Annotated in this window: 16 protein-coding genes; 9 read left to right on the top strand and 7 right to left on the bottom strand. The window is 71.3% G+C overall.

What is annotated here, in order from left to right; all coding sequences use genetic code 11:
* Positions 1–95: 95 nt before the first annotated feature.
* Positions 96–725 (bottom strand): TetR/AcrR family transcriptional regulator, encoded by a 630-nt coding sequence (locus ACIOC1_RS05995; RefSeq protein ID WP_401852761.1) that lies wholly within the window; start codon positions 723–725, stop codon positions 96–98.
* Positions 726–897: 172 nt separating this feature from the next.
* Between ACIOC1_RS05995 and ACIOC1_RS05990 the strand changes: the two genes are divergently transcribed.
* Positions 898–1,917, top strand: a complete 1,020-nt coding sequence (locus ACIOC1_RS05990) for an aldo/keto reductase (RefSeq protein ID WP_391161504.1) — start codon at positions 898–900, stop codon at positions 1,915–1,917.
* 162 nt (positions 1,918–2,079) lie between these two features.
* Here ACIOC1_RS05990 and ACIOC1_RS05985 read toward each other — a convergent pair whose 3' ends face one another.
* Positions 2,080–4,119 (bottom strand): hypothetical protein, encoded by a 2,040-nt coding sequence (locus ACIOC1_RS05985; protein WP_391044703.1) that lies wholly within the window; start codon positions 4,117–4,119, stop codon positions 2,080–2,082.
* Positions 4,120–4,354: 235 nt separating this feature from the next.
* Between ACIOC1_RS05985 and ACIOC1_RS05980 the strand changes: the two genes are divergently transcribed.
* The 5 genes from ACIOC1_RS05980 (at position 4,355) to ACIOC1_RS05960 (ending at position 11,916) form a co-directional block, all read left to right on the top strand.
* On the top strand, positions 4,355–5,056 hold the full coding sequence (locus tag ACIOC1_RS05980) for a hypothetical protein (protein WP_401852247.1): 702 nt from the start codon (positions 4,355–4,357) through the stop codon (positions 5,054–5,056).
* An 84-nt stretch (positions 5,057–5,140) separates the two neighbouring features.
* Positions 5,141–5,650: a hypothetical protein gene (locus tag ACIOC1_RS05975; RefSeq protein WP_391044707.1), complete on the top strand. Its 510-nt coding sequence runs from the start codon at positions 5,141–5,143 to the stop codon at positions 5,648–5,650.
* A complete protein-coding gene (locus tag ACIOC1_RS05970) occupies positions 5,647–6,543 on the top strand; it encodes a hypothetical protein (RefSeq protein WP_401852245.1) in 897 nt (298 codons plus the stop codon). Before ACIOC1_RS05975 ends, ACIOC1_RS05970 begins: the two co-directional genes overlap by 4 nt.
* A 340-nt stretch (positions 6,544–6,883) precedes the next feature.
* Positions 6,884–8,020 (top strand): OmpA family protein, encoded by a 1,137-nt coding sequence (locus ACIOC1_RS05965; protein WP_401852244.1) that lies wholly within the window; start codon positions 6,884–6,886, stop codon positions 8,018–8,020.
* 182 nt (positions 8,021–8,202) lie between these two features.
* On the top strand, positions 8,203–11,916 hold the full coding sequence (locus ACIOC1_RS05960; protein WP_401852242.1) for a CHAT domain-containing protein: 3,714 nt from the start codon (positions 8,203–8,205) through the stop codon (positions 11,914–11,916).
* Here the strand turns inward: ACIOC1_RS05960 and ACIOC1_RS05955 are convergent.
* Positions 11,895–12,026 carry a hypothetical protein gene (locus tag ACIOC1_RS05955; RefSeq protein ID WP_401722810.1) on the bottom strand — a complete coding sequence of 44 codons (132 nt, stop codon included), beginning with the start codon at positions 12,024–12,026 and terminating at the stop codon, positions 11,895–11,897. The two genes, ACIOC1_RS05960 and ACIOC1_RS05955, sit on opposite strands and share 22 nt — an antisense overlap.
* A gap of 66 nt (positions 12,027–12,092) precedes the next feature.
* On the opposite strand from ACIOC1_RS05955, the gene ACIOC1_RS05950 reads away from it, so the two are divergent.
* Together ACIOC1_RS05950 and ACIOC1_RS05945 are read left to right on the top strand one after the other, a co-directional pair.
* Complete coding sequence (locus ACIOC1_RS05950; protein WP_401852240.1) at positions 12,093–12,413, top strand: CATRA system-associated protein; 321 nt, start codon at positions 12,093–12,095, stop codon at positions 12,411–12,413.
* A 95-nt stretch (positions 12,414–12,508) separates the two neighbouring features.
* Entirely contained in the window at positions 12,509–13,213 is a 705-nt protein-coding gene (locus tag ACIOC1_RS05945; RefSeq protein ID WP_401852237.1) for a hypothetical protein, read from the top strand.
* Between the two features lie 72 nt (positions 13,214–13,285).
* Here the strand turns inward: ACIOC1_RS05945 and ACIOC1_RS05940 are convergent, their stop codons facing one another.
* Positions 13,286–13,672, bottom strand: coding sequence for a hypothetical protein (locus ACIOC1_RS05940; RefSeq protein WP_355348019.1), 387 nt, complete (start codon positions 13,670–13,672; stop codon positions 13,286–13,288).
* A 172-nt stretch (positions 13,673–13,844) separates the two neighbouring features.
* Positions 13,845–14,507, bottom strand: coding sequence for a hypothetical protein (locus tag ACIOC1_RS05935; protein WP_355348022.1), 663 nt, complete (start codon positions 14,505–14,507; stop codon positions 13,845–13,847).
* 315 nt (positions 14,508–14,822) lie between these two features.
* Between ACIOC1_RS05935 and ACIOC1_RS05930 the strand changes: the two genes are divergently transcribed.
* The gene (locus ACIOC1_RS05930) at positions 14,823–15,806 is read left to right on the top strand and encodes a helix-turn-helix domain-containing protein (RefSeq protein ID WP_401852233.1); all 984 of its coding nucleotides are present in this window, start codon (positions 14,823–14,825) and stop codon (positions 15,804–15,806) included.
* Here the strand turns inward: ACIOC1_RS05930 and ACIOC1_RS05925 are convergent.
* Both ACIOC1_RS05925 and ACIOC1_RS05920 read right to left on the bottom strand, forming a co-directional pair.
* Entirely contained in the window at positions 15,800–18,160 is a 2,361-nt protein-coding gene (locus ACIOC1_RS05925; protein WP_401852230.1) for an ATP-binding protein, read from the bottom strand. The genes ACIOC1_RS05930 and ACIOC1_RS05925 overlap by 7 nt on opposite strands.
* A 296-nt stretch (positions 18,161–18,456) precedes the next feature.
* On the bottom strand, positions 18,457–20,694 hold the full coding sequence (locus ACIOC1_RS05920; RefSeq protein WP_401852229.1) for a CATRA conflict system CASPASE/TPR repeat-associated protein: 2,238 nt from the start codon (positions 20,692–20,694) through the stop codon (positions 18,457–18,459).
* Positions 20,695–21,850 lie beyond the last annotated feature (1,156 nt).

Genomic DNA, 21,850 nt, shown 5'->3' with positions numbered 1-21,850 from the left:
TTCGGGCGGGGGCATAAGGGGGGCGTGAGGCTTCCGGCGGGGGCGTGCGTGACGCTTCGGGCGGTCTGGGGCGCTGAGAGCGGCGGCGGGAACCGTTACGGCAGCAGCCGCAGTCCGGCGACGAGGACACCGGCCAGGCGCCGCGCGTCGTACCCCGGATCGCTGTCCGCCCCGATGCAGAGATTCCCGACCCCCCGCATGAGCACCCGCGCCTCGACGTCCGAGCGGATCTCGCCGGCGGCGACGGCGGCGTCGAGCAGCCGGGTGCACACGGGCACGAGCCGGTCGAGGAAGTACGCGTGCAGCGCGTCGAACCCGGCCTCGTCGGAGTGCAGCACGCCCGCCAGCCCGTGCTTGGTGACCAGGAAGTCCACGAAGAGGTCGATCCACTGCCCGAGGGCGGCGTACGGGGACGGATCGGCCGCCAGCAGCGCGGGACCGGCCTCGGCGCAGGCGTCGACCTGGTGCCGGTAGACGGCGATGATGAGGTCGGCGCGGGTCGGGAAGTGCCGGTAGATCGTGCCGGTGCCGACGCCCGCCTCGGCGGCGATGTCCCGTACCGGCGCCTCGACGCCTGACGTCACGAAGACGGCCGCCGCCGCGTCGAGCAGGGCCTCCTTGTTGCGCCGTGCGTCCGCCCGCTTGGGCCGGGGGGCCGCGCCCGCGCCGCCCGCCGCGCCGCCCCTGCCGTCCGCGCCGCCCCGCGCGTTCGCGCCGCCCCCCATGTCCGGGCCGCCCCCCACGCCCGCGCCGCCTTCTCCGTCGTTCACCGCACCGTCCTCCGTCCCGTGTCCCCGGCAGTCGCGCTTGCTATCCGGAACGTCGTTCCGTATCGTCGTTTGTGGCGGAACAATGTTCCGTTTATCTCATGATGCCAGAGCACGGAGGAATCCACTCATGCAGTACCGCACTTTGGGCCGCACCGGCGTGCAGGTCAGCACCCTCGCGCTGGGCGCGATGAACTTCGGCGCGATCGGCCGCACCACGCAGGACGAGGCCACCGCCATCGTGGACGCCGCCCTCGAAGCCGGAATCAACGTCATCGACACCGCCGACATGTACGGGCACGGCGACTCGGAGGAGATGGTCGGCAAGGCCATCGCCGGGCGCCGCGACGACATCGTGCTGGCCACCAAGGCGACCATGCCGATGGACGACGAGCGCAACCACCGGGGCAGCTCGCGCCGTTGGCTGGTCACCGAACTGGACAACAGCCTGCGCCGCCTCGGCGTCGACCACGTGGACCTCTACCAGATGCACCGCTGGGACCCGCGCACCAGCGACGAGGAGACGCTGTCGGCCCTCACCGACCTCCAACGCGCGGGAAAGATCCGCTACTTCGGCTCCTCGACCTTCCCCGCGTACCGCATCGTGCAGGCGCAGTGGGCCGCCCGCGAGCAGCACCTGGCCCGCTACGTCACCGAGCAGCCCAGTTACTCGATCCTCCAGCGCGGCATCGAGACCCATGTCCTGCCGGTGACCGAGGAGTACGGGCTCGGCGTGCTCGCCTGGAGCCCGCTGGCCTCCGGCTGGCTGTCGGGCGCGGTCCGCGAGGGCCGCGACATCACCACCAACCGCTCCGCCCACCTCCCGGAGCGCTTCGACCTGACCGTCCCGTCCAACCGGGCCAGGCTCGACGCCGTCGAGCGGATCGCCCGCGTCGCCGACGACGCCGGCCTGACGATGATCCAGCTCGCGCTCGGCTTCGTCACCGCGCACCCCGCCGTGACCAGCGCGATCATCGGCCCCCGCACCCTGGACCACCTGCACTCGCAGCTCGCCGCCGCCGACACCGTGCTCACCGCCGACGTCCTGGACGCCCTCGACGCCATCGTCCCGCCCGGCACCGATCTCGCCCCCCAGGAGAAGTTCGACACCCCGCCCGCCCTCCTCGACCCCTCCCTCCGCCGCCGCTGACTCAGCGGGCCGCGGCGGGAACGCGCACCGTATCGCGGGGGCCAGACCCGTGCGGCGGGGGTATCGACGGTCGTCGACGTGTGCGCGGTGCTCTTTGCCACGGGGCCGGCTGCGACCGGTCCCCGTACTCCTCGCCGGCGCGGTTCATGCCCGCCGCGTGTCTCACGCGGCGGCGCTGTCGAGGGCGCGCAGTCGGCTGCCGAGGTTCTCGAACTCCCTTCTGCGGTCTGCGCGGTTCCTCTGGCCGCCGGAGACGTACGGTGCCGCGACGGCCATCAGCTCCGCGGCCTGCTCGGCCCACCTGGCGCGGTCCGCCCTATCGTCCGGTAGCGCGTACTCCGCCGAGGTCAGGAAGCAGTTCGCCAGGCTCAGCGCCATGACGAACCCGGTCGCCCGCTCGCCCGCGTACTCCAGCAGTCGGTCCACCTCGTCGGTGTTGGCCCGGATCTCCGCTGCGTACGTCCGGGCGGCCGCCAGGTGCTCGCGCGAGCGCTGCGGGTCGTCAAGGTCCCGGGCCAGCGAGACGTGCCCGCGCATCGCTACCTGGAGGACGTTGCGCAGGGAGGTGAACGCGGTGCCCAACTCGTTCATCCGGCGGCGGACCGGGATCACCTCGTTGTCGTACAGCTCCAGGCCCTCTTCGCGCATCTCGACGTTCGAGCCTGCCCCGACGAGGAAGGCGCAGTAGTTGTGCAGCCGCACGTAGTAGCGCGGGCTGCCGTTCTCGAAGAAGCAGGTGAGCAGTTCGATGCAGTCGTCCCAGAGCGGGATGAGCTCTCTCGTGATCTGCTCCGCGTCGGGAAGCCCGGTGACGTGAGCCTCATACTGCGCCTTGCGCAACTGGTTCACGCCGACCAGCAGGTCGTCGAGGCGGGTGGCGAGGTATCCGCCGTCCACGCTGCCCCCGCTGACCCGGCCCATCAGCGTCTTCGCCAGCGCGACGCCCTCGCGCAGCCACCCCGCACGCCGGGTGACGATCTGCGGGTGTGACGGGTCCTCGTCCTGCGCGGCGGGGAACTGCACGAGATCGGCCAGCGCGTGCAGCCGCTCCAACAGGAACTCGGGGGAGTCCGCGCCGAACAGTTCGCGGACCCGGTCGGCGAACTGTTCCAGCATGCGGGCCCGTACGTGCCGGGTCGACTCGTCCCGGTCCTCGAAGAGCGCCAGCGTCGCCGTCACCAGGCCCTGTCGCACGGTCAGGGCGGCCTTGACGTCGAGATCGGGACCGGACGGGGTCTCCTCGATCACGGACTGGAGCAAGCTGAGCTTGTCCGCCATCCGGGCGGGGGTCTCCTGTGGTGGCAGCTCGACGTGGGGGAGCACCGCCTGCGCGAAGCGCCGCACCCGTACCTCGGTGTGCAGATGGAGCTCAGCCCTCCGGCCCTTCTTGTTGTCCACGATGCGCACCGCGGCGTCGTCCGTGACCGCGGAGAGGTCGAAGAGCGTGGCCTGCGCCATGCCCACGACGGTGCGGCGCAAGCGGTCGCGGGCGCTCCCGCCCGGCAGCGGCTCGTTCATGCCGACCTCGTTCGACTCCCTGGGGCGCAGGCGCGCGCACAGGACCGTCGCCAACTTCTCCACGAGGTCCAGACCGAGCGGCGCGTGATCGGCGTCGTACCGCGCCCGGATCGGACCGTACTCGTGGGAGGCGAGGCTCCGCACGCCCTCGCTCCGGACCGGGGCGTCCAGGGCGCCCAACGCGTGCTGCACGCCCTGCGCCTGGAGCGCGGCGACAAGCAGGATCGGCTCCGAGCGGAAGACTTCGAGCAGGCTGTACGCGAAGGCGCCGATGAGCAGGTGCGGGTCCTCGACGGGAATCTCGTCGAGCGCCCGACCGAGGGCTTCGGTGACCGGCGCCAGCAGCACATTGGTGCCGATGAGGACGAACGCGGCCTTGGTGTCAGGGCCGTAGCGCGACGCCGTGGCGTTGGCGATCGGAGTGTGCCCCGCCTTGGTCACCTCGCTGTCCGGCAGTCCGCGGTCGGTGTGGTCCCCCAGTTCGGACGGCTTCGCGGGGCGCGGGGCGCCGCGCATGATCTCGGCGAGCGTCACCTGCGCGTAGTCGCAGCACCAGGAATGCATGCCGCCCGGGGCGCCGTCCCAGGCGACTCCGAAGAGCGGTCCCACCTTGCGGGCGAGCCGGGCCGGCATCTGCCGGCCCCGGCTCTCCGGGATGGGGGGGATCTGGGCTTTGAGGATCACTGGCCGTCTCTCCTCTAATCGCAGGTCAGTGCACGTCACGAGAGTACTGGCTTGTAGCGATCTGTAAACCCCAGATAACTTTTGCTCCTGAAGTAGAGAATATTCACAAACAGAGTTGACTCTGGTTAGACAAGAAGAGACGCTTCATATCGATGGACTTGCGAGGGTGCACAGGGCGTCCCTCCCGTCCGTCGCACCGCTTCGCGGTGCCTGCCAAGCCCACGGGAGGCCCCAGATGTCCCCTCGCCTCAACGACCGCACCAAGCCCGCACCCCTGCCCAAGCCCCGGCGCTATGCGATCCACCTGCGCCTGGTGGACCGGCACCATGCCAACCGGGACGCGAAGGCCGGACTGCCCGCGCTCGGCGAGAGCGGCGTCGGCGGCACCCCGACGCCCGAGTTCCTCGGTCGCGGAGCCGCCGCTGGTCAGCAGGCCGAATGGATCCTCTGCCTCAGGGAGACCGCCGAGGACCGGGGCCGGGCGCTGGTCCTCCGGGCCCGCGTACAGGAGGCCGAACGGCTCGCCGCCGAGGCCGAAGCAGCCGCCGCCGAGTCGGCCGGCCCCCTGAGCGAGGAAGAGCAGAACCGGCGGCGCGGCGGCGAGCACAAGACCGCCGAGGCGGTGGTGCGCGCCCGCCGGGCGCGCGAATGGTCGCGCCGGCTCGCCGACCTGCGCTCCGCCGCCGAACAGGCCGCCGGGCGTGCTGCCGCACTGACCGTCGAACTGCACACGGTCGAGGCCCGTATCGCGGTGCGGCGGGAAGCCGCCGCGGCACGCGCGGTCTACCTGCACGAGCAGGCCATGCGCCGTGTCATGGCCTACGACCGGCAGTTGGTCCGGCGACACGCGGACGGTGCCCGGATCAACGGTGAGGCCAAGTACGGCGGTCCCGAGCTGCCCGCCTGGGTTGCCGGCCACCGTCCCGAACTCGGCTGAATTCCGCCGGACTCGTGAACGGCCGTTCCCTGGACGGCCCAACCACCCAGGGACCCGTGAACACCCGCCCCGAGAGGACCCTCCGTGGACCTTCCCTTTCTCCGCCGTAAGACCAAGCGCCCGCCCGAACAGCCCGAGCCGACGTTTTCGACCGTGGTCGACGGCGACCCGAGCTGGACCATTCCGGCGCTCTACCGGATGGCGCCACCGGCCGATCTCGGCACCGCCGAGGAGACCGTGCGCCAACTCGTCGGCGAACTCGCTCCCAACGCCATCGACGCCGGTACGGGCACCGCGCTGGACAACCTCATCGACGCCTGGACGGTCCAGTGGGTCACCCGGCTCGAATCCGAGCACAAGCTCCGCGAGGCGGTCTGCGACCACCTGATCGGCGTGGCCGCCGAGGAGCTCTCGGACGCGCAGACGGCACTCGACCACGCCAAGGACGACCTCAGCCGGGCCGAGAGCGACCTGAGCGCGTTCCGTGCCCGTCTCTCCCCGCCCGCCACTGTGAGCGTGTCGCCCGCCGGGCCTGCCGAGGCCGCGTCGCCCGCTGAACCCACCCCGCCCCCGCAAGGAGGACCGACCCCATGAGCAGAACCGTCCCGCCCGGTCACATGCCGTTCGCCGACCCTGATCTGGTCGTCGGCAGAACCAGGCACTACTACCCCTACCTCGCGCTGGTGCTGGCGGTGGGGGCAGACGGGATCGCCTTCTACCAAGTCGTCGGCCTGTTGGTGAACGAGGCCGGGTGGATGATCATTCCGCTTGTCCTCGGGTTCACCGGCCTGGCGCTGGCTGTGAGCCACCAGGTGGGTGTACTCGCCCGCAGGTTCGTGGAGCGGTCCACGCCGGCCGTGGGTGCTCTCGCGGTGGTGCTGACGATGGTCTGGCTGTTCATGGGCGCCGTGTGCTTCTTCGTCCGCGCCACCAACACGCCCGCCACGTCGGGGGGCAGCGGGCTCGAGACCCTCGGTCTCCCGAGCACCGCGGGGGCGCCCGCCGACGACTTGACCGGCAGCGCCAATCTCGGCACGGCCCTGCTGTTCCTCGGCCTCTACCTGGCCGGCGGCCTGGTGGCGGCGGTCACGGCGTACCTCGCCCACAATCCGCTGGCCACGGCGTACCGAATGGCCCTGGCACACCGTGCGGCCGCCCGGCAGGAGGTGCAGCGGCTGACGCCACGCCATGTCCGTGCCGTCCACCGCCACCAGCAGGAGCTGGCCGAGCGCGAGCGCGACCACCGGCGCTGGGAGGTGGCTACCGGGCAATGCCTCGGCTGGGCCGACGACCTGAAGCACTACGCCCGGTTCCTGATGGCCGTGCACATCGCTGACCCGGCGGCCACCGACGGACTCACCGACTCAGGGGACCGGCTCGTCCCCGGCGGTTGGAAGGGCCCCGACCTGCGCGCCGCCGATCGGCCCGACGGACCGGGGGAGTCCGACGAGCCCGATGAGGAGAACGGCCAAGGGGCGGCGGCGTGAGCCCGCAGCCGCGCCCGTTCCCGATGCGGCCGCCCGCTCCCCGGCCCGAGTTCTGCCCCCACTGCGCCCGTCGTCTGCTGCCGTGTCCGGACTGCTCGAACTGCCGTCTGGGCCTGCGCTGCCCGTCGTGCGGCCGGCACTGGACCAGCCCCTGACGTCCGCGCAGCGTCCCGCCACTTCCCGCTCGTCATCCGGTCGCCCGGACGCCTCCGGGCGGCCGGGCTCATTGAACCTGGCCCCGCGCCGTCGATCGATTCGAACTCCTGGAGCACACACCATGGCATCACCGAGATTACGATCCCTTCTCCGCGGACTCACCGCTCTCTGCCTGCTGGGCGCCGTGGCGCTTGCGGCATCCGGCTGCGGTCACCCGGCCAAGAACAGCGCGTCGGAGCAGCGGGAGCAGGCCGCCGCGTGCGCCACCGGCCGAGGCCGCGTCGCCCTCGTCCTCGGCGCCCGAGCCAACACACCCGCGCCCCGGCTGACACCCGCCGCGCTCTCACTGGTGGATACCGCGATCGACGGGGGTCAGCTGATCTCCGTGGTCGGAGTGGACGGCGCACCCGACGTGGAATTCCGCGGGGCCTTCGAGGACACGGGCAAGAACGGTTCCCGCAGCGCCAAAGACCACGACACATTCGTGAAGTCGCTGACGAACACGATCCACCGCATGAAAGCCGGCCGTCCCGAGGCCGACCTGCTCGCGGCGCTGGCCGAGGCCGCGGGGAACGTCGGTCCGGGCGGCACGGTCGTGGTGGCCGACTCCGGGCTTCAGACTGTCGCGCCACTGGACTTCCGCCGTGACGGCGTGCTGGACGCCCAGGCCACCGATGTCGCCGACTTCCTGAAGCGGCAGGGCTCGCTCCCGCAGCTCACCGGTATCTCCGTCCTCTTCAGCGGCGTCGGCGACACGGCGCCGCCGCAGGCCAGACTGCCGCTCCCGGAGCACAAGAACCTCGTCGCCATATGGAAGGCGATCGCCGTCGAGGCGGGGGCCGAGTGCGTCGCGGCCGACCCCGTGCCGGCGACGGGTGCCGCCGTACCGCACACCCCCGCCGTGTCCGTCGTCAAGGTGCGTCCCCTGGAAACGTATCCGCCCTCCTGCGGGAACCACGTGCTGCGGAACAGCGGCAGTGTCGGATTCCTGCCCGACACGTCGGTACTGCGCGACCGGCCTGCTGCCGCCGCCGCCCTGAGGGAACTCGCCGACTGGGCCGTGGCCCACCACGCGAAGATCCGGCTCATCGGTACGACGGCGTCCGCGGGAACGGCCGATGGCCGTAGGCGACTGTCCCTCGACCGCGCAACAGCGGTCCGCGACGTCCTCGTCTCGCTCGGTGTGGCCGCCCACGACATCACGCTGCGGGGAGTCGGCACGCGGTGGCCGGGCCACGTCCAAGACCTCGACAGCGAAGGCCGGTTGCTGCCCGGCCCCGCCGAACGCAACCGCTCCGTCGTCCTGGACCTCGTCTGCTGAACCGTCCGGGCGCGCGCTCGGACATGACCGCCCGTCCGGGCGCGCGCTCGTCGGCAGCCGACCGCCCCACCCCGCGGCCCGCCGATCGCCACGTGCCGCGCGGCCGACCCGCAAGTCCCGACCGTCCCACCCTTCAGAGAGGACTCGACATGCCGGATATGAGAGCAGTCGTGGACCGCGTGATGCGACGCTGTGAAGCGTCCTGGTCGTCCGACATCGAACGCCGGGTCGGCGCGGTCCGCGCCGACCCGCGGAGCTGGCTGTCCGCCGCCGACGGACTGCTGCTGTCCTCCTGGTCGAGCGGCGGCCGCGACGCGGCGGTGGCCGCCGCGGCGCTGCTGGAGTTCGCGCTGGACACCGGCGCGCGGGACGATCCCGGGCGGCCTGCGTGGGTGTTGCACCTGTGGCTGGCCGAGCGCACCCTGTCGTTCCGCTTCGGCGACTACCGGTTGTCGCGCGACGTTCAGCACCATCTCGGCGCGCAGAAGCAGGGGCGTACGGCCGACGACCCGGTAAGGGTCGCCGCCACCTACCCCGAACTGCCGCTGCCCCGGCACTTCCAGCCGGTCCTGCCCATCGAGTCGGCGGCGGCCCGGCTGGCGGACTCGCTCCCGCGGGACGACATCGCACGCTGCTGCCTGTTGGTACGGCTCGCCCAGTCCGCGTGCTTCCGGTACGAGTCCGGCGACGAGTCGGCGCTCCCCGAGATGTGGCGGCTCGCCCGAGCCGCCCACGACGCCGTCACGCCCGACCACCTGGAGGCGGAACTGGTCGGGCGCACGGCCGCACACGCCGCCGTCGTCAGATTCCGTGCGGACCCGAAGGACCGCGCCTCGGCCGCCTTCGCGGTCACCGCCGGCCGACTGGCGCTGGCGGGCGTGGAGCACGCGCGGGTCCACGGCACGGACTATCGGCCCCACGAGGCCGCCCCGGTGCACCTCTTGCTGGCGATAGCCCTGATGTCCGTACTGACCTACGAACTCGACCTCAAGACGGCCGACGAGGCCATCGCGCACATGGAGGCGTTCCGGGCCGACGGCCCACCGGACGACGGCGGCGTCTACGCGGTCAACATGGCGTCCTTGCTGGCCGCGCGCGCCGTCCTCAGCGGATCCCGGCGGGACGTCGCCAGGTCGGACGAGCTGTGGGCGATGTTGCAGCGGGACCTGCGGCCGGGCGACCCGCTGCTTCCGCATATCGCCCAGAAGCGCGCCGCGACCGCCGAGATGGTGCGGCTGATGGGAATGCTCCCGTTCAAGTCGGGAGGTCTTCTCCGCCTCGTGCGGCCGTGGATGGGTCCACTCCTGACCTTTCCCCCGCTGCCGCCGATCCGGTTGTACGAACCGCCACGCAGCCCCGGTTACCGGTCACCGGGCGCAGGACCGGAGGAGATGGCCTCCTTCGGCGGTGCTCCGGACCCGGAGGCGCGAACACCCCGCGGGCCGGACGGCGAACGCGCACCGGGCGGCGACGGGGGACCCGCGTCCTCCACCTCACCGCACTGGCCGCCCTGCCCGGCGCCCGCGCCCGGCCTCGTCTGCGACCCTGCCCTGGAGTCCGACCTGACGGGTCTGCCACCAGACGCGGAAGCGGTCCTCCGCAGTCTCGTCGGGGTCGACACGTCTCCGTCGGACCCGCGCCGACTGGCGCTCGCCGAGAAGCAGTTGCTCGCCAGGCTGGCCGAACCAGGACTCAGTGCCGGCCGCCGGGGATGGACGGCCGCGGCCCTGCTCCAGGTGTGGGCCGCGAAGTACCTCATCAGTAGGGACGCCGCGGACCTGGAGCGGGCTGTGCGGGCCGGCGACGACGTACTCGCCACCCTCCCGGCCACCAGCTCCCGCTATATCGAACTGCTGTGCGCGGTTGAGGAGCACCGGCAGGCGTACGGTTCGCTCCGCGGCGACGCCGCGACGATGCTCCGGGCCTGCGACGGCCTGCGGTGGGCCGTGGACCACGTCCGCCCCGAGTCACCGCAGTGGGTCGCCTGCGCGATGTTCTACGCCAAGGCCCTTGCCGGGGTCTCGATGCTCCGCCGCGACCCGGACATGTCGAAGGAGGCGGTCGGGCTGGTGCGGAAGGTGGCCCGCACGTTGGAGGCGCTCCCGGACGCCCCCGGCCACTGGGGCAGCATGGCGGAGCAGCGTGAACGCCTGCGGCCGACGCTGCGTACGATCACCGACCTGGTGGTGATGGCCGACCACGACCTCCGCGGAGACCTGATCGGGGTCGAGGAAGCCGAGGTGCGGTGGCAGCCTGAGGCAGAGGCCAAGCTGCCCCCAGCGGTGAGATTCGAGAACGCGCGCGTCGCGCTCGGCCGCCGGGTGGAGCTCGGGGACTGGGCACGGGCCGCGGACGCCGCGGCCGTCGCGCTGGAGATGCTGCCGCTGCTCACCTCGCGGGCGCTGCACCGCGACGATCGCCAGCGCGCCGTGCACTCTGCCCTCCAAGGGCTGTCCCCGGACAGTTCGACGGGCACCAGCCTGACCCGAACCGGGTGCGCGGTGGCGCTCGCCGCCGGCCGGACCGAACAGGCGGCCGCGCTGCTGGAACAGGGCCGTGCCGTCCTCATGAGCCAGGACCTGGAGGCGCGCGGCGACGTGTCCGACCTCGCAGAGGCTCATCCGCGGCTCGCCGCGCGCTTCACCGACCTCGCCGGGCGGATGCGGGAGGCCGATGACATCGCGTCGCGGGACGAGACCTCGGGCGCACGGGCGCAGCACCGGGCGGCCGAGCAGTGGCGGCTGCTCCTCGGTGACATCCGGTCCCACCCCGGCTTCGGCAGCTTCCTGCTGCCGCCGACCGCGATGCAGATGCAGGCGGAGGCGGTACAGGGGCCCATCGTGCTGATCAACATTGACCGGTTGCGATGTGACGCGCTGGTGGTCACGTCCCGGGGCATCAGGACCGTGACACTCGACGTGACCGAAGGACTGCTGGCCCACACGGCCCGGGACTTCCTTGCCGCGGTCGCCGTGGATCTGGACAGCCCGAAGGACGTGCGCGCCGCGGCGGCCGAGACCATCTTCCGGACCCTTGAGTGGCTGTGGGACAAGGTCGCGGAACCGGTGCTGCGGGCGGCCGGCCTCACCGAGCCGATCCCGGACGGGACGCCGAGACACGCTGTCCCTCGGCTGTGGTGGTCCGCCTCCGGCCCGCTGGCGCATCTGCCGCTGCACGCCGCCGGCTACCAGCGCAAGGCGGACCTGGGGGAGCGCCGTTCCGTGCTCGACCGGGTCGCCTCCTCCTACACGCCCAGCATCAGGGCGCTGCGGCACGCCCGACTGGAACGTCGCCCCGCGGCGCAGGGCGCCGCCCGGCACCTCGCGGTGGGCCGCGCCACCGGTACGGACGGCGGCTCCGGGGCGGCCGCGGCGGAGATCTCCGCCGCGGCCGGCGCGCTGGCCGGACTGCGGGTGATCGCGGACGCCGACGCCACGGTCGACGGGGTGCTGGCCGCACTGCCGTCGGCGGCCACGGTGCACTTCGCCTGTCACGGTGTGAGCGACCCCGACAACCCCTCGAAGAGCCACCTGCTGCTGGCCGACGGACCCCTTGAGGTGCGGGCAGTCAACCGCCACGAACTGCCGTACGCCCAGCTCGCCGTGCTGCTCGCCTGCAACACCTCGCGGACCGACCGGCTCCCGGACGAGGCGATTCACCTGACGTCGGCGTTCCTGACCGCGGGATACCCCCAGGTGATCGGCTCACTGTGGGAGGCGGCGGACCTGGTCTCGGCCGGCCTCGCCCGTCGGCTGTACCGCTCGCTGCGGCGCTACGGCGGCGGCATCGACGTGGGCGACTGCGCCGTCGCCCTGCACGGGGTGGTACGCGAACTTCGCGCTCGCCACGCCGCCTCACCGGCGGCGTGGGCGCCCTACATCCACACCGGCCGGTGAGGCAGTACGCCTTTCCGGCCGCCGATGACGACGGTCGACAGGACCGGCAGCGCCACCAGGACCGACAGCACTTCCAGGATCAGCAGCACTTCCAGGATCAGCAAGATCAACAGGAGGCAGTGATGGGTACGTCGGACGGAGCACGACGGATCGGAAGGACGGCCAGGTTCGAGGCATTGGCGGTCCTTGACGCGGTGCTGGCCTGGCGGCTGCCGCCGGATTCGTGGGAGGAGGTCGACGAGCGGATCGCCGTGCTGACGAAAGCGGTCGGTGAGGGCGACACGGTCCTGGTCGGTGAGGTGACGGCGGAGCTGGAGACGAACGGTCGGCGTGTCGGACGGATGGGTCCCCACGGCACTACGACACCCGACGGCAAGCAGCAGTCGCCGCCCCGGGTGCGCGAACGGGTCGTCGCTCTCATCCACACCCTGGACCCGGCCTCGAAGCCGGCGGGCGGCGGCGGCCAGGCACCGCCCGCGGGCAACGGCAAGGCATGACGTGGCCATGGGTGTGACCGGTCGAGATCTTCCGGCCGCACGGTGAACTGCCGCACAATGGGGGACTGTCCGGGGAGGGCGGCGAGATTATCTCAGTGCTGGTGAACATAGCGATCGGGCTGGTGACGAGCCTCCTGGGCCTCGGCTTCGGCTGGCTGTGGGAGCGGGGCAGGCGGTCCCGCGCACTGAATAGGAAGGCTGCCTTCTTCGGCGTCCGCCCCGGCGAAACCTGCCTCATCGTGCTCAGCAACAAGCACAACGCCCCCGGGACCGCACAGCACCGGGACGTGCGGGCGGTCATCGAACTGGCCATGCTCGCCGGTGAGCTGGGCTGCCGGGTGACCGTCGAGTCCGGAGAGTTCCGCGGCAGCAACGCCGACCGCACGGAATTCTGTGTCGGCGGACCGATCGGCGACTCGAACATCCGCACCGGCGGCCATCTGGCCGCCCACCTGCCGGGCGTGACCATCCACCCCTACAACGGCGGGCCCGACTCGGTGGCCATCGAGGTCGGAGGTGACCGCTTCCTCTTCGACCGCGGCAATCAGGAGTACGCCCTCGTCGCCAAGTTCACGCCTGCGGAGTCCAGCCGCCCCGTGCTGCTGATATGCGGCCAGACCTCCGCGGCGAACCAGGCGGCCATCAACTTCTTGCGGCGCGAGTACGACCGGCTCGGCAGGGTCCTCGTCTCGGTGGACCGCTACTGCATCGTGATCAAGGCATCGCACCTCACGACATACGGAATCCACCGGGCCGCGCTGGAACGGGACGTCTCGGCCACGGCCTTCGGACACGAATGAACGCCCGGCGCGAAGCCGGACGTTCATTCGTCGGGCGGGCGGACCGGCCTTGCAGCCCCTCCCCTTGTCCGCTCAGATGCCCGTGTAGGTGAGGGAGGGATCTTCCTCCTGGAGCGAGACGACGAATCGGCGCATCTTGCGGTTCGCAAGGATGCGCAGGGCGCGCACGTTGCCTTCGGCTTCGAGCCGGATCTTCCGGCATTCCCCCCGGTCCCAGATGAGGAGGTGGACCGACAACCGCTCGGTGCTCTCTCCCCGGCTCACGAGTTCGGCCGTCAGTGCGAGGTCCGGCATATCGGTGTGGTGGATGCCGAGCGGTGAACCACCGCTCTCCGTGAACGTCGTGGCGATTCCGGTGTTGTTCTCCCCGAACCAGTTCGCTCGCATATCCGTGCGGAACAAGGCCGCTGCGTCCTCCACGGAGGCCGTGGTGGATATATCCACCGGCTGCTTGGTCATCTGCTCAACTCCCCGATGTGAACCCCGTGGTGCCGTGGGGGCGGTGCTCTTGTGCGGGAACTGCGTTCCGCCACGACCTTCTCACTGAAACGGAACCGCGGTGGGTTTTGTTGCACGGTTTCCGGAAGTACGGGAGCGGTTACCGTGACGTGCGGCGTTTTCGGCCGGCCGGTCAGAGGCTCGGCGCGGAGAAGGGAATGAACGGCATGAGCTCGTCGGCGACCCAATGGGCCGGGACTTGTAATGCCTCGCCGATCCGCAGATAGAGTTCGTACTGCGTCGCGGCGCCGAACCAGTCGAACCGGCAACCGGCCGGATCGCGGCCCCGACCGCATGCCTCGACCACCGCCACGCAGCCGTCCTGGACATCGGCCCTGGCGTACACGGTCTCGGCGTGAGGTCCGGCCGACATCCGGGCGACCGGGCGCAGTTCCCCTGTTGCCAGCGGTGGGAGAGCCGCCCCCGGCGCCGGGGGCGGTCGGCCGACGAGCCAAGGCTCGTCGGGTCCCCGGTGCAGTCGCCAGAACTCGCGATCCCCTGCGGACAGGCGGTTGCCGGGTACCCCGCGAGCTCGGAAGAACTCCAGCGCGTCCATCCGCAAGGCGTCGTAGCAGGGATGCGCGAAGTCCGGGCCGAGCAGGTTCCAGACCGTCCTGGCCGCTCCGAAGAGCGCGAAGCCGCCTGCCGGTATGACGGCCGCGGCCAGTTGAGTGGTGAACCGGTCACTGTCGGACTGGGCGAATTCCAGAAACGGCGCCTGTAGTTCGCTCCACACCAGATCAGCGCCGAATTCGATCCCCGTGGCATCGAATTCGAAACGGCCGAACCGCTCCATCCGCAGAACGACATCGGCCGGGAGCCGTGAGGAGCCTGTGGCGTCCGAAGCGACTTTCATGATCCCTCCCTGCTTCGACCGTGCCGTCCACGGCGACGTGGGCCGCGAACCGGTCCGCGTGTCCGGTCGGTACGTGTCCGGCGGCAGTACGTGTCTAGCAACGGACGGAGAATGGGCACAATGGTTCTCCGGCGTACCCGGACGATCTCCGGAGAACTCCGCACGGCACCGGCACCGGCCGCCGGGCGCTCCCAGGCCACCGGGCGTTGTGCCAGACTCGGCGGTGGCAGCAGGCGGCGAAAGGGAGTTCGGGGCATGGGCCGTCCGCAAAAGGAACTGCCTCCCGACGGTTCGCCCGTCACGCTGTTCGCGTTCTGGCTGCGAGATCTGCGTCGGACCGCGGGACTGACCTTCGACCAACTCTCCCGTCACACCGGGTACGGTCGCACCACCATGACCGACGCGCTCCGCGGGGACTCGCACCCGACGCTCCCGGTGACGATGGCGATCGTCGGCGCCTGCGGCGGCGACATCGACAAGTGGGGCGCGTTCTGGGCCGAGGTGCACCGCGCTCTGGACAAGGACGCCGTGCCCGGGACTGTCATCGTCTCGCCGCCCCCCTGGACCCCGTCGATCGCGGGCGGGGCGCACGGCGAACTCTGTCCGAGCGGCTGCGCCCGTACCGATCCGCACGGCTGGTACACCGAGTCGGTCGAGACCCGGCTGCGCCTGGACACCGTGACACCCGAGGCGGTGGAGCGGCGGGTCATCGTCGCCACCTGCGACGGCCTCGCCGAGATCCCGGTCGCGTTCAGCGTGCCGCGCCGCACCGACGACGAGGCCGACGGCCACGGTCTGGAGGTCTCTGTCCTCGACGGCGGCCGCCTCGATCTGCCCGAACACCCCTACGAGAGCTTCTTCCAACAGCGGCTGATCCTCCCGACCCCGCTGCGCACAGGTGCCCGCCACACGTACACGCTCCGGCTGCGCATCCCCCAGAACCAGCCGATGGCACCGCACTTCGTCCATGTCCCGCTGACCCGCAGCGAACGCTTCAGCCTGCGGGTGCGCTTCGCCCCCGGACGTCCGCCGCTGTCCGTCTGGCAGTTGAGCCGAGTCCCGACCGCCGTCATCTACCAGCGAGCGCCGGGGACATCCCTCCTGCGCCCCGACCGGCAGGGCACGGTGGCAGTGGAGTTCGACGCGATGCGGGTGGGATACGGCTACGGACTGTGCTGGCAGGACGGACCCGCCCCTGCCGCACCCGAGCCCGACCCCGAAGTGCCGCCCGGCTACTGAGAGATCGGCGCGTCCGGCAGTTTGGCGCTGATCCGGGCGGCGTCCGGGTGGTGCAGGGTCCGCAGCACATCGAGCGCTTCCCGTCGCAGCGCGTACGCGTCGCGGTCGTGGCCGAGCGCGGCGTGCGCGTCCGCCAAATGGTCGAGGGCGTGCGCCTCGCGGTAGCGGTCGCCCACCGCCCGGTCGAGGGCCAGGGACCGTTCATAGGTGCCGATCGCCGCCGCGTGCCGGCCCGAACTCTGCTCGGCCCGCCCGGTGGTGAGCAGGATCGCCGCCTGGCCGTCCAGATGGCCGAGTTCCGCGTACAGGTCGAACGCCCGGCGGCCGTGTACCAGCGCCGCCGCGTGGTCCCCCGAGCGTTCCTGCTCCTGGGCCAGGGCGCTGAGGCCATCTGCCAGCGGCAGCGGATCCGCGGTCCGCTCGGCCATCGCCAGCGCGAGCCGGGCCTGCGGGAGCGCCCGCCGGTGGTCGCCGCGCGCGGCGTACACCCGCACCAGGGACAGCCGCACCTGGCGCGCGCCGTCGTCATCACCCAGCCGGCGGCATTCGCGCAGCGCCTCGTAGAGCAGCGACAGGGCTTCGTCGGACCGGTCGAGGCGGGAGAGGGCGTCCGCCAGCCGGCGGGTGGCCGACGCCCAGGCCCGGCGGTCTCCGGCCTTCGCGGCCGCGTCCCGGGCGATTTCGTGCACCAGACCGCGCTGGAACCGCCGCCCCGAGCGACGCAGATAGACCGCGCACGCCTGGGCGAGGCGCCAGGTGTACGACTCCAGCCCCTCGCTCCGCGCGGCCAGCGCGATCACCGCCTGTAGCGTGCCCAACTCGGCCTCGAACCACGCCATGGCCGCCGCGTGATTCTCAACGGGCGGTTCGGTGCCAGTCGGCTCGACCGGAGTGCGCCGCCACGGTTCGAGGCGGCGGTCCGCCAGTCGCGCGGCACTCAGATAGTGCCGCAGCAGGCGCTCGACGGCGGTGGCGCGCTCGGCGGCCGGGCCGTCGTCCGCCAACTCCTGCGCGTACAGCCGCAACAGGTCGTGCAGTACATACCGGCCCGGCGCGTGCTGCCGCACCAGATGGGCGGCGGTGAGCGCGTCGAGCAGTTCGTCCGGCGGCGCCTGTTCGCCGAGCAGCGCCGCGCACGCGGTCGCGTCGAGGTCAGGGCCGGGGTGGCAGCCGAGCAGCCGGAACAGCCGCGCCACGGGCGGTGGCAGCAGGGCGTACGAACCCTGGAAGACCGACCGCAGGTTGACGTCCGCGTCCTTGAGCTCCAGGATGCCCAGCCGCGCGTTGGCCTGCCGGAGCCGTGCGACGAAAAGACCGATCGAGCCCTTGGGCTCCAGCGCCGCCCTCGCGCCGGCAACGCTCAGGGCCAAGGGCAACCGGGCGCACAGGTCCACGAGTTCGTCAGCGGCCCGTGGTTCGTCCGCCAGCCGGTCGGCTCCGATCTGCCCTTCCACCAGGGCCCGGGCGGCATACCGCGGCAGCACGTCCAGGGTGACCCGGAACGCCCCGTCCCGTACCACCAGTCCGTCGAGGCGGTTGCGGCTGGTGACGATCACCAGCGATCCCGGCCCGCCCGGCAGCAGCGGGCGAACCTGATCGGCCGAGCGCGCGTTGTCGAGCACCACCACCACCCGACGGCCCGCCAGCACGGTACGCAACAGACCTGCGGCGGCAGTCTCCCTGGCCGGGATCGCGTCGGGCGTCACGCCCAGCGACTGCAACAGGTCGTGCAGCGCTTCCGCGGGGGACATGGGCACTCCCGAGTCGAAGCCCCGCAGATTCAGGTGGAGTTGACCGTCGGGAAAGTGCTCCTCCACCCGGCGTGCCCAGTGCAGCGCCAGGGATGTCTTGCCGACTCCCGCAGTGCCCTCGATGCTGGTGATCACCACCGGCCGGACCGCCGCGACCGGATCCGGCTCCAGTAGCCCGTCAAGCCGCCGCAGTTCGGGCTCCCGGCCGACGAAATTCCGCAGAGACGGGGGAAGTTGGTGGGGCACGCGGGAGGACGATGGCGGACCGCTCGTGCCGACGGTCGCTCTGGCCGCGGCGGGGCGGAGCCTCCGGGCCGCTTCGGCGCGGTCCCGGAGCGTGCTCAGCCGACCGGCTTCCGGGCCGCCGACACCGAGTGCGACCAGCAGTTCATCGAAGACGCCCACCCCCGCGAGCGTCGTCCCGTTGAGGTAGGCGTACAGACTGCTCGGCGAGACGTTCAGCCGTCTGGCCAGTTCGGCCCGGTCCAACGCGCGGCCGAGCCGCTTCTCGGCGCGGACCACGGCATGGGCCAACTCGACGGCCAGCCGCTGCCTGAGCGCCGACGGGTCCTCATCCGTCGCCGGGGTCCGATCCCCTGCCACCGCTTTCCCTCCGTACCGGCCCTACGCCTTGGCGGACGTGGCTGACGTGCACACCCGTACGGCATGCCCGCCGCGTGTCTCGTACCCGGATCGTGACGCATACGACCCGTGCGGATTCGTACCGCGCCTCCAGACTTGTCCAGTGTCTTCCAGAGCGGCCGGGAGTGCTGAGGATCCGCGTGTTCCGGTGGGGTCCGACACCGGCGGCGCGCTGTTCGCCGGGCCGGCCCGGGAGGACGACAGCCATGCAGACTCACTGAGGACACACACCGGAAGACCCCGGCACGACCGTCGGTTCAGGACTCCTGGGGCCGGCCGTCCACCTCCGCGCACCGCAGCACGTGGGCGGCGGCCGTGCCCCACGTCACTCTTTCAGCCATCGCCTCGCGCAGGCGGGCGGCCCGGGCGAAGGCGCTCGGCCGGTCGAACATCACCGAGTTGATGGCCCGTTCCCACGCGGCGGCGTCCGCCGCCAGCCGCTTCTCATAACCGTCCACGTCAACGACGACCTGCTCCGCCTCCGCGGGCAGGATCTCGCGAAGCAGCATGCCCAGCCCGCTGCGGCCGCTCACAAGAACCGGCACCCCGGCCACGATCGCCTCGAGCGCCACCAGACCGAACGCCTCGGCTCGGGACGGCATCAGCACCAGACTGGCCCGCCGCACATCCCTGCGGATCTTCTCCTGGTCTTCTGTGTAGGTCCGCACCTTGACGTCGATGGCCGGATGGCCGATCAAGTCCTTCGCGTACTCGCTCAGGCTGCGGGAGGTGTCCTCGGGCGCGCCGCGGACCAGCAGTTCCCAGTATCCGGGCCCGGACCTCGGCGGTACCGCTTTCTCCAGTGCCCGGCAGGCGATGTCCAGCCCCTTCAACTGCGCATCCTTCAGGCGCCCCATGAACAGGATCTGCGTCCGACCGGAGCGCGGTCCGTCCACCGGGTCGGCCTCGCCGTCGAATCCGGGGTCGATGCGCTGTATCGGGGGCAGGTCCCGGTATCCCGGCAGACCTCGCTCCCGTTCCAGCAGTTCCTCGAGGCGCGGTCCCACCGGCATGATGCGGGCGGCACCTCGGCACAGGTCGAACTCCAACTCCGTGAGGGCCTCGGCGCGGGCACCCACGTCGTCACCCTCGTCTTCCTTGGACCATTCCGCCTGGTCCGGCTCGACATGGAGGAAGTGCAGCCGCCGCGCCCCCCTGAAATGGTCCTCCGCCTGTGCCTGCGCCGCAGGTCCGCTGACCCTGCCGTGCCCGATGACGAGGTCCGGCACGACTCCCTCCGGCAATTCGGCGCGACGCATCAGCGACTGCCGCCCGGTACGGCCCGGACGGGCCGCGGCGAGCAGACGCACCCCGTGCTCCTCCGCGTCGGCCTGTTCCTTGGCGGTGAAATTCTCCACCAGCACGTGGACTTCGGCGCCCGCCACCGTCAGCGCCAGGCACAGCCCTCGGTTGAACGCCGTCAGGCCGCCGTGCGCGGGAAACCACTCGTCGGTCACCGCGAGCACCCGCACGGGGCAGCCGTCCGGCCGCGTCGGCGCCGTCGCCGCGACCGGCGCCAACTCCGCCGACGGTTCCGATTCGTCGTTGTCCGGCGGCGGTTGCCGTGCGCCCTGACGCTCGGCGGTTGCCGTTACGGGCAGGCTGTCGGTCGTCTCCACGCGCGTGATGCCGTCCTCAAGAAGTTGGACGAACCAGTCGACGACCTCGCGGTCGTCGTCCAGCACGTCGGTGTCGGTCACATCGCCGCCGTGTGCCTCGCGGCTCCGACGCAGGGCCAGTCGCGCGTTGGTCCACGTGACGTCCACGGTGTGCCGGAGGGCGCGCAGTGCCCGCGCCGGATCGCCGAGCGGCAGTTCGCCGATCCCGCCGCCATAGGGGAGCCGTACCAAGGCCCGCAGACCCGTGTCGCCGCCGTCGATGGCGGAGAGCCTTTTGTGGACCCGCAGTTGATGCCGGACAGCGGCCATATGCATCAGGTAGCTGACGAACGGCGGCATCTCGGCACTGCTGTCGGCCGACCACGCCCAGGCACCGAGGAAGGCGTCCTGCTCCGGATGCCCGAGCAGGAGGAGCCGGCGCAGGTACCGGTCGTCGTCCTCGCGCTCCGGTTCCAGCAGGTCCAGCCCGCCGACCGCCCCGCCCGGCTGCTTGCCGACGAGCAGCACCACGGCGCCCAGGCAGCTGGCGTCGAGCGGGCCGAGCACGTCGGCGGCCCGCTGCTCCAACTCCGGCCAGGCACGGTCCTCGCGCGCCCCGAGCAGCAGCGACAGATTCAGTACGGCACCGTGACGTCGCACGATCGCCTGGTCGAGGCCCCCGGGCGACTGGACGGCAGCCACCGTCACCGAGCCGTGCAGCGCCGCGTCCGGCAGCACCTCCGGGATCTCGGTGGGTGCCGTCGCCCACACCGGCTGGTTCGCGCCCTGGAGGGCACGGAAGCGCTGCCACATCACGCGGACTGCGGTCGGCCAGACGTCGGCATGCGGCGCGTCGAGCGGGACGAAGACGTGGACCACGACTTCCTGTTCCGTCACGGCGAGTTCGTGCACTCGGTCGTTCGCCCCCGGGCTGCGTGCCGTACTCACTACGGTAAGTCCCCGCATTCTACTGACGGTTCGGCCGTGTCGAGGATCTCTCGGGCTACGTGCTCAACTGCTGTCGACCGTATCGGTGTTCAACACCACAAGCGTGGCGGCCGACGCCGGTACGAACAAGGACACCGACCCGGCCGGACTGAACCTGGTCACGACCACCGCCTACGACGCCCAGGGCCGCGTCATCAAGGCCACCCTGCCCAAGTCCGCGGGCACCGACGCGGGGGCCACCGTCACGACCTACTGTTCCGCCACCGGCTCCGGCGTGGACCACCCAGGACGCCACCGGCATACCCACCCGCAACGTCCAGAGCATCGGCGGCGGCCTCGCCGCCACCACAGCGGCCAGCGACCCGGACAGTACGATCCTGCAACTGACCAGGCACGTTGCCTGGGGAGCCGGTGTGGCGGGGGGTTTCTTCGGCATGATTGAATCCAAGATTCCGTGGCCCGCTGTCAAGGCTATTGCCTACGCGCTCCGTTGGGGACTGTGGGCAGTCACGGCCAAGGCATCCCACGCGGCAGTGCGAGCACGCTGTGTCACCTTCGTCACAGATCTCCCCACCGGATTCTGGCGAATCGACGAACGGAAGTGCTGATCGATGCCTAGACCTGTCCGGATCACTATCCCGGCGCTTATCGCCCTACTGCTCGCGGCCGTAATGATCGAAGCGATAAGCCACTCTTCGTGGCCCATTGTGGCCCTCATGGGCGTCGGTATAGGCTTTATGGCCATCGATATCGTAAGAGCGCTGCGGGACAACCGTCACGAGTAGGAACTCGCGACGAGCGCTGTCGCGTCAAGCAGCCGCACAACTCGTCCCCCCTTGGGGAACACAGCCCGCTAGGTCCTCCCTTCAGGGAGGGCCTAGCAAACCCCATTCCCGAGGGCAGCGCCAACGCCTGCGAAAGATCTTCCGTGCGGCACCCTTGGGCGAGCGGATTTCCGCAGGGTCGGTGGCATTCCTTGTCGTGATGCGCTCGGCCAGTGGCGACCTCCTGGGTCGCTCGTCTACTGCCCTGTTCTTTGGTGCTCGGGTTTCGCACCGTGAAGCACTGCCTCAACGGCCGAGCCCGTGCGTGCCTACGCGGAGTC

This window comes from Streptomyces sp. NPDC088197 (assembly GCF_044741185.1).
Classification (GTDB): Bacteria; Actinomycetota; Actinomycetes; order Streptomycetales; family Streptomycetaceae; genus Actinacidiphila.
The sequence above is the reverse complement of the archived record's forward strand: the minus strand, read 5'-3'. Positions and strand labels throughout refer to the sequence as shown.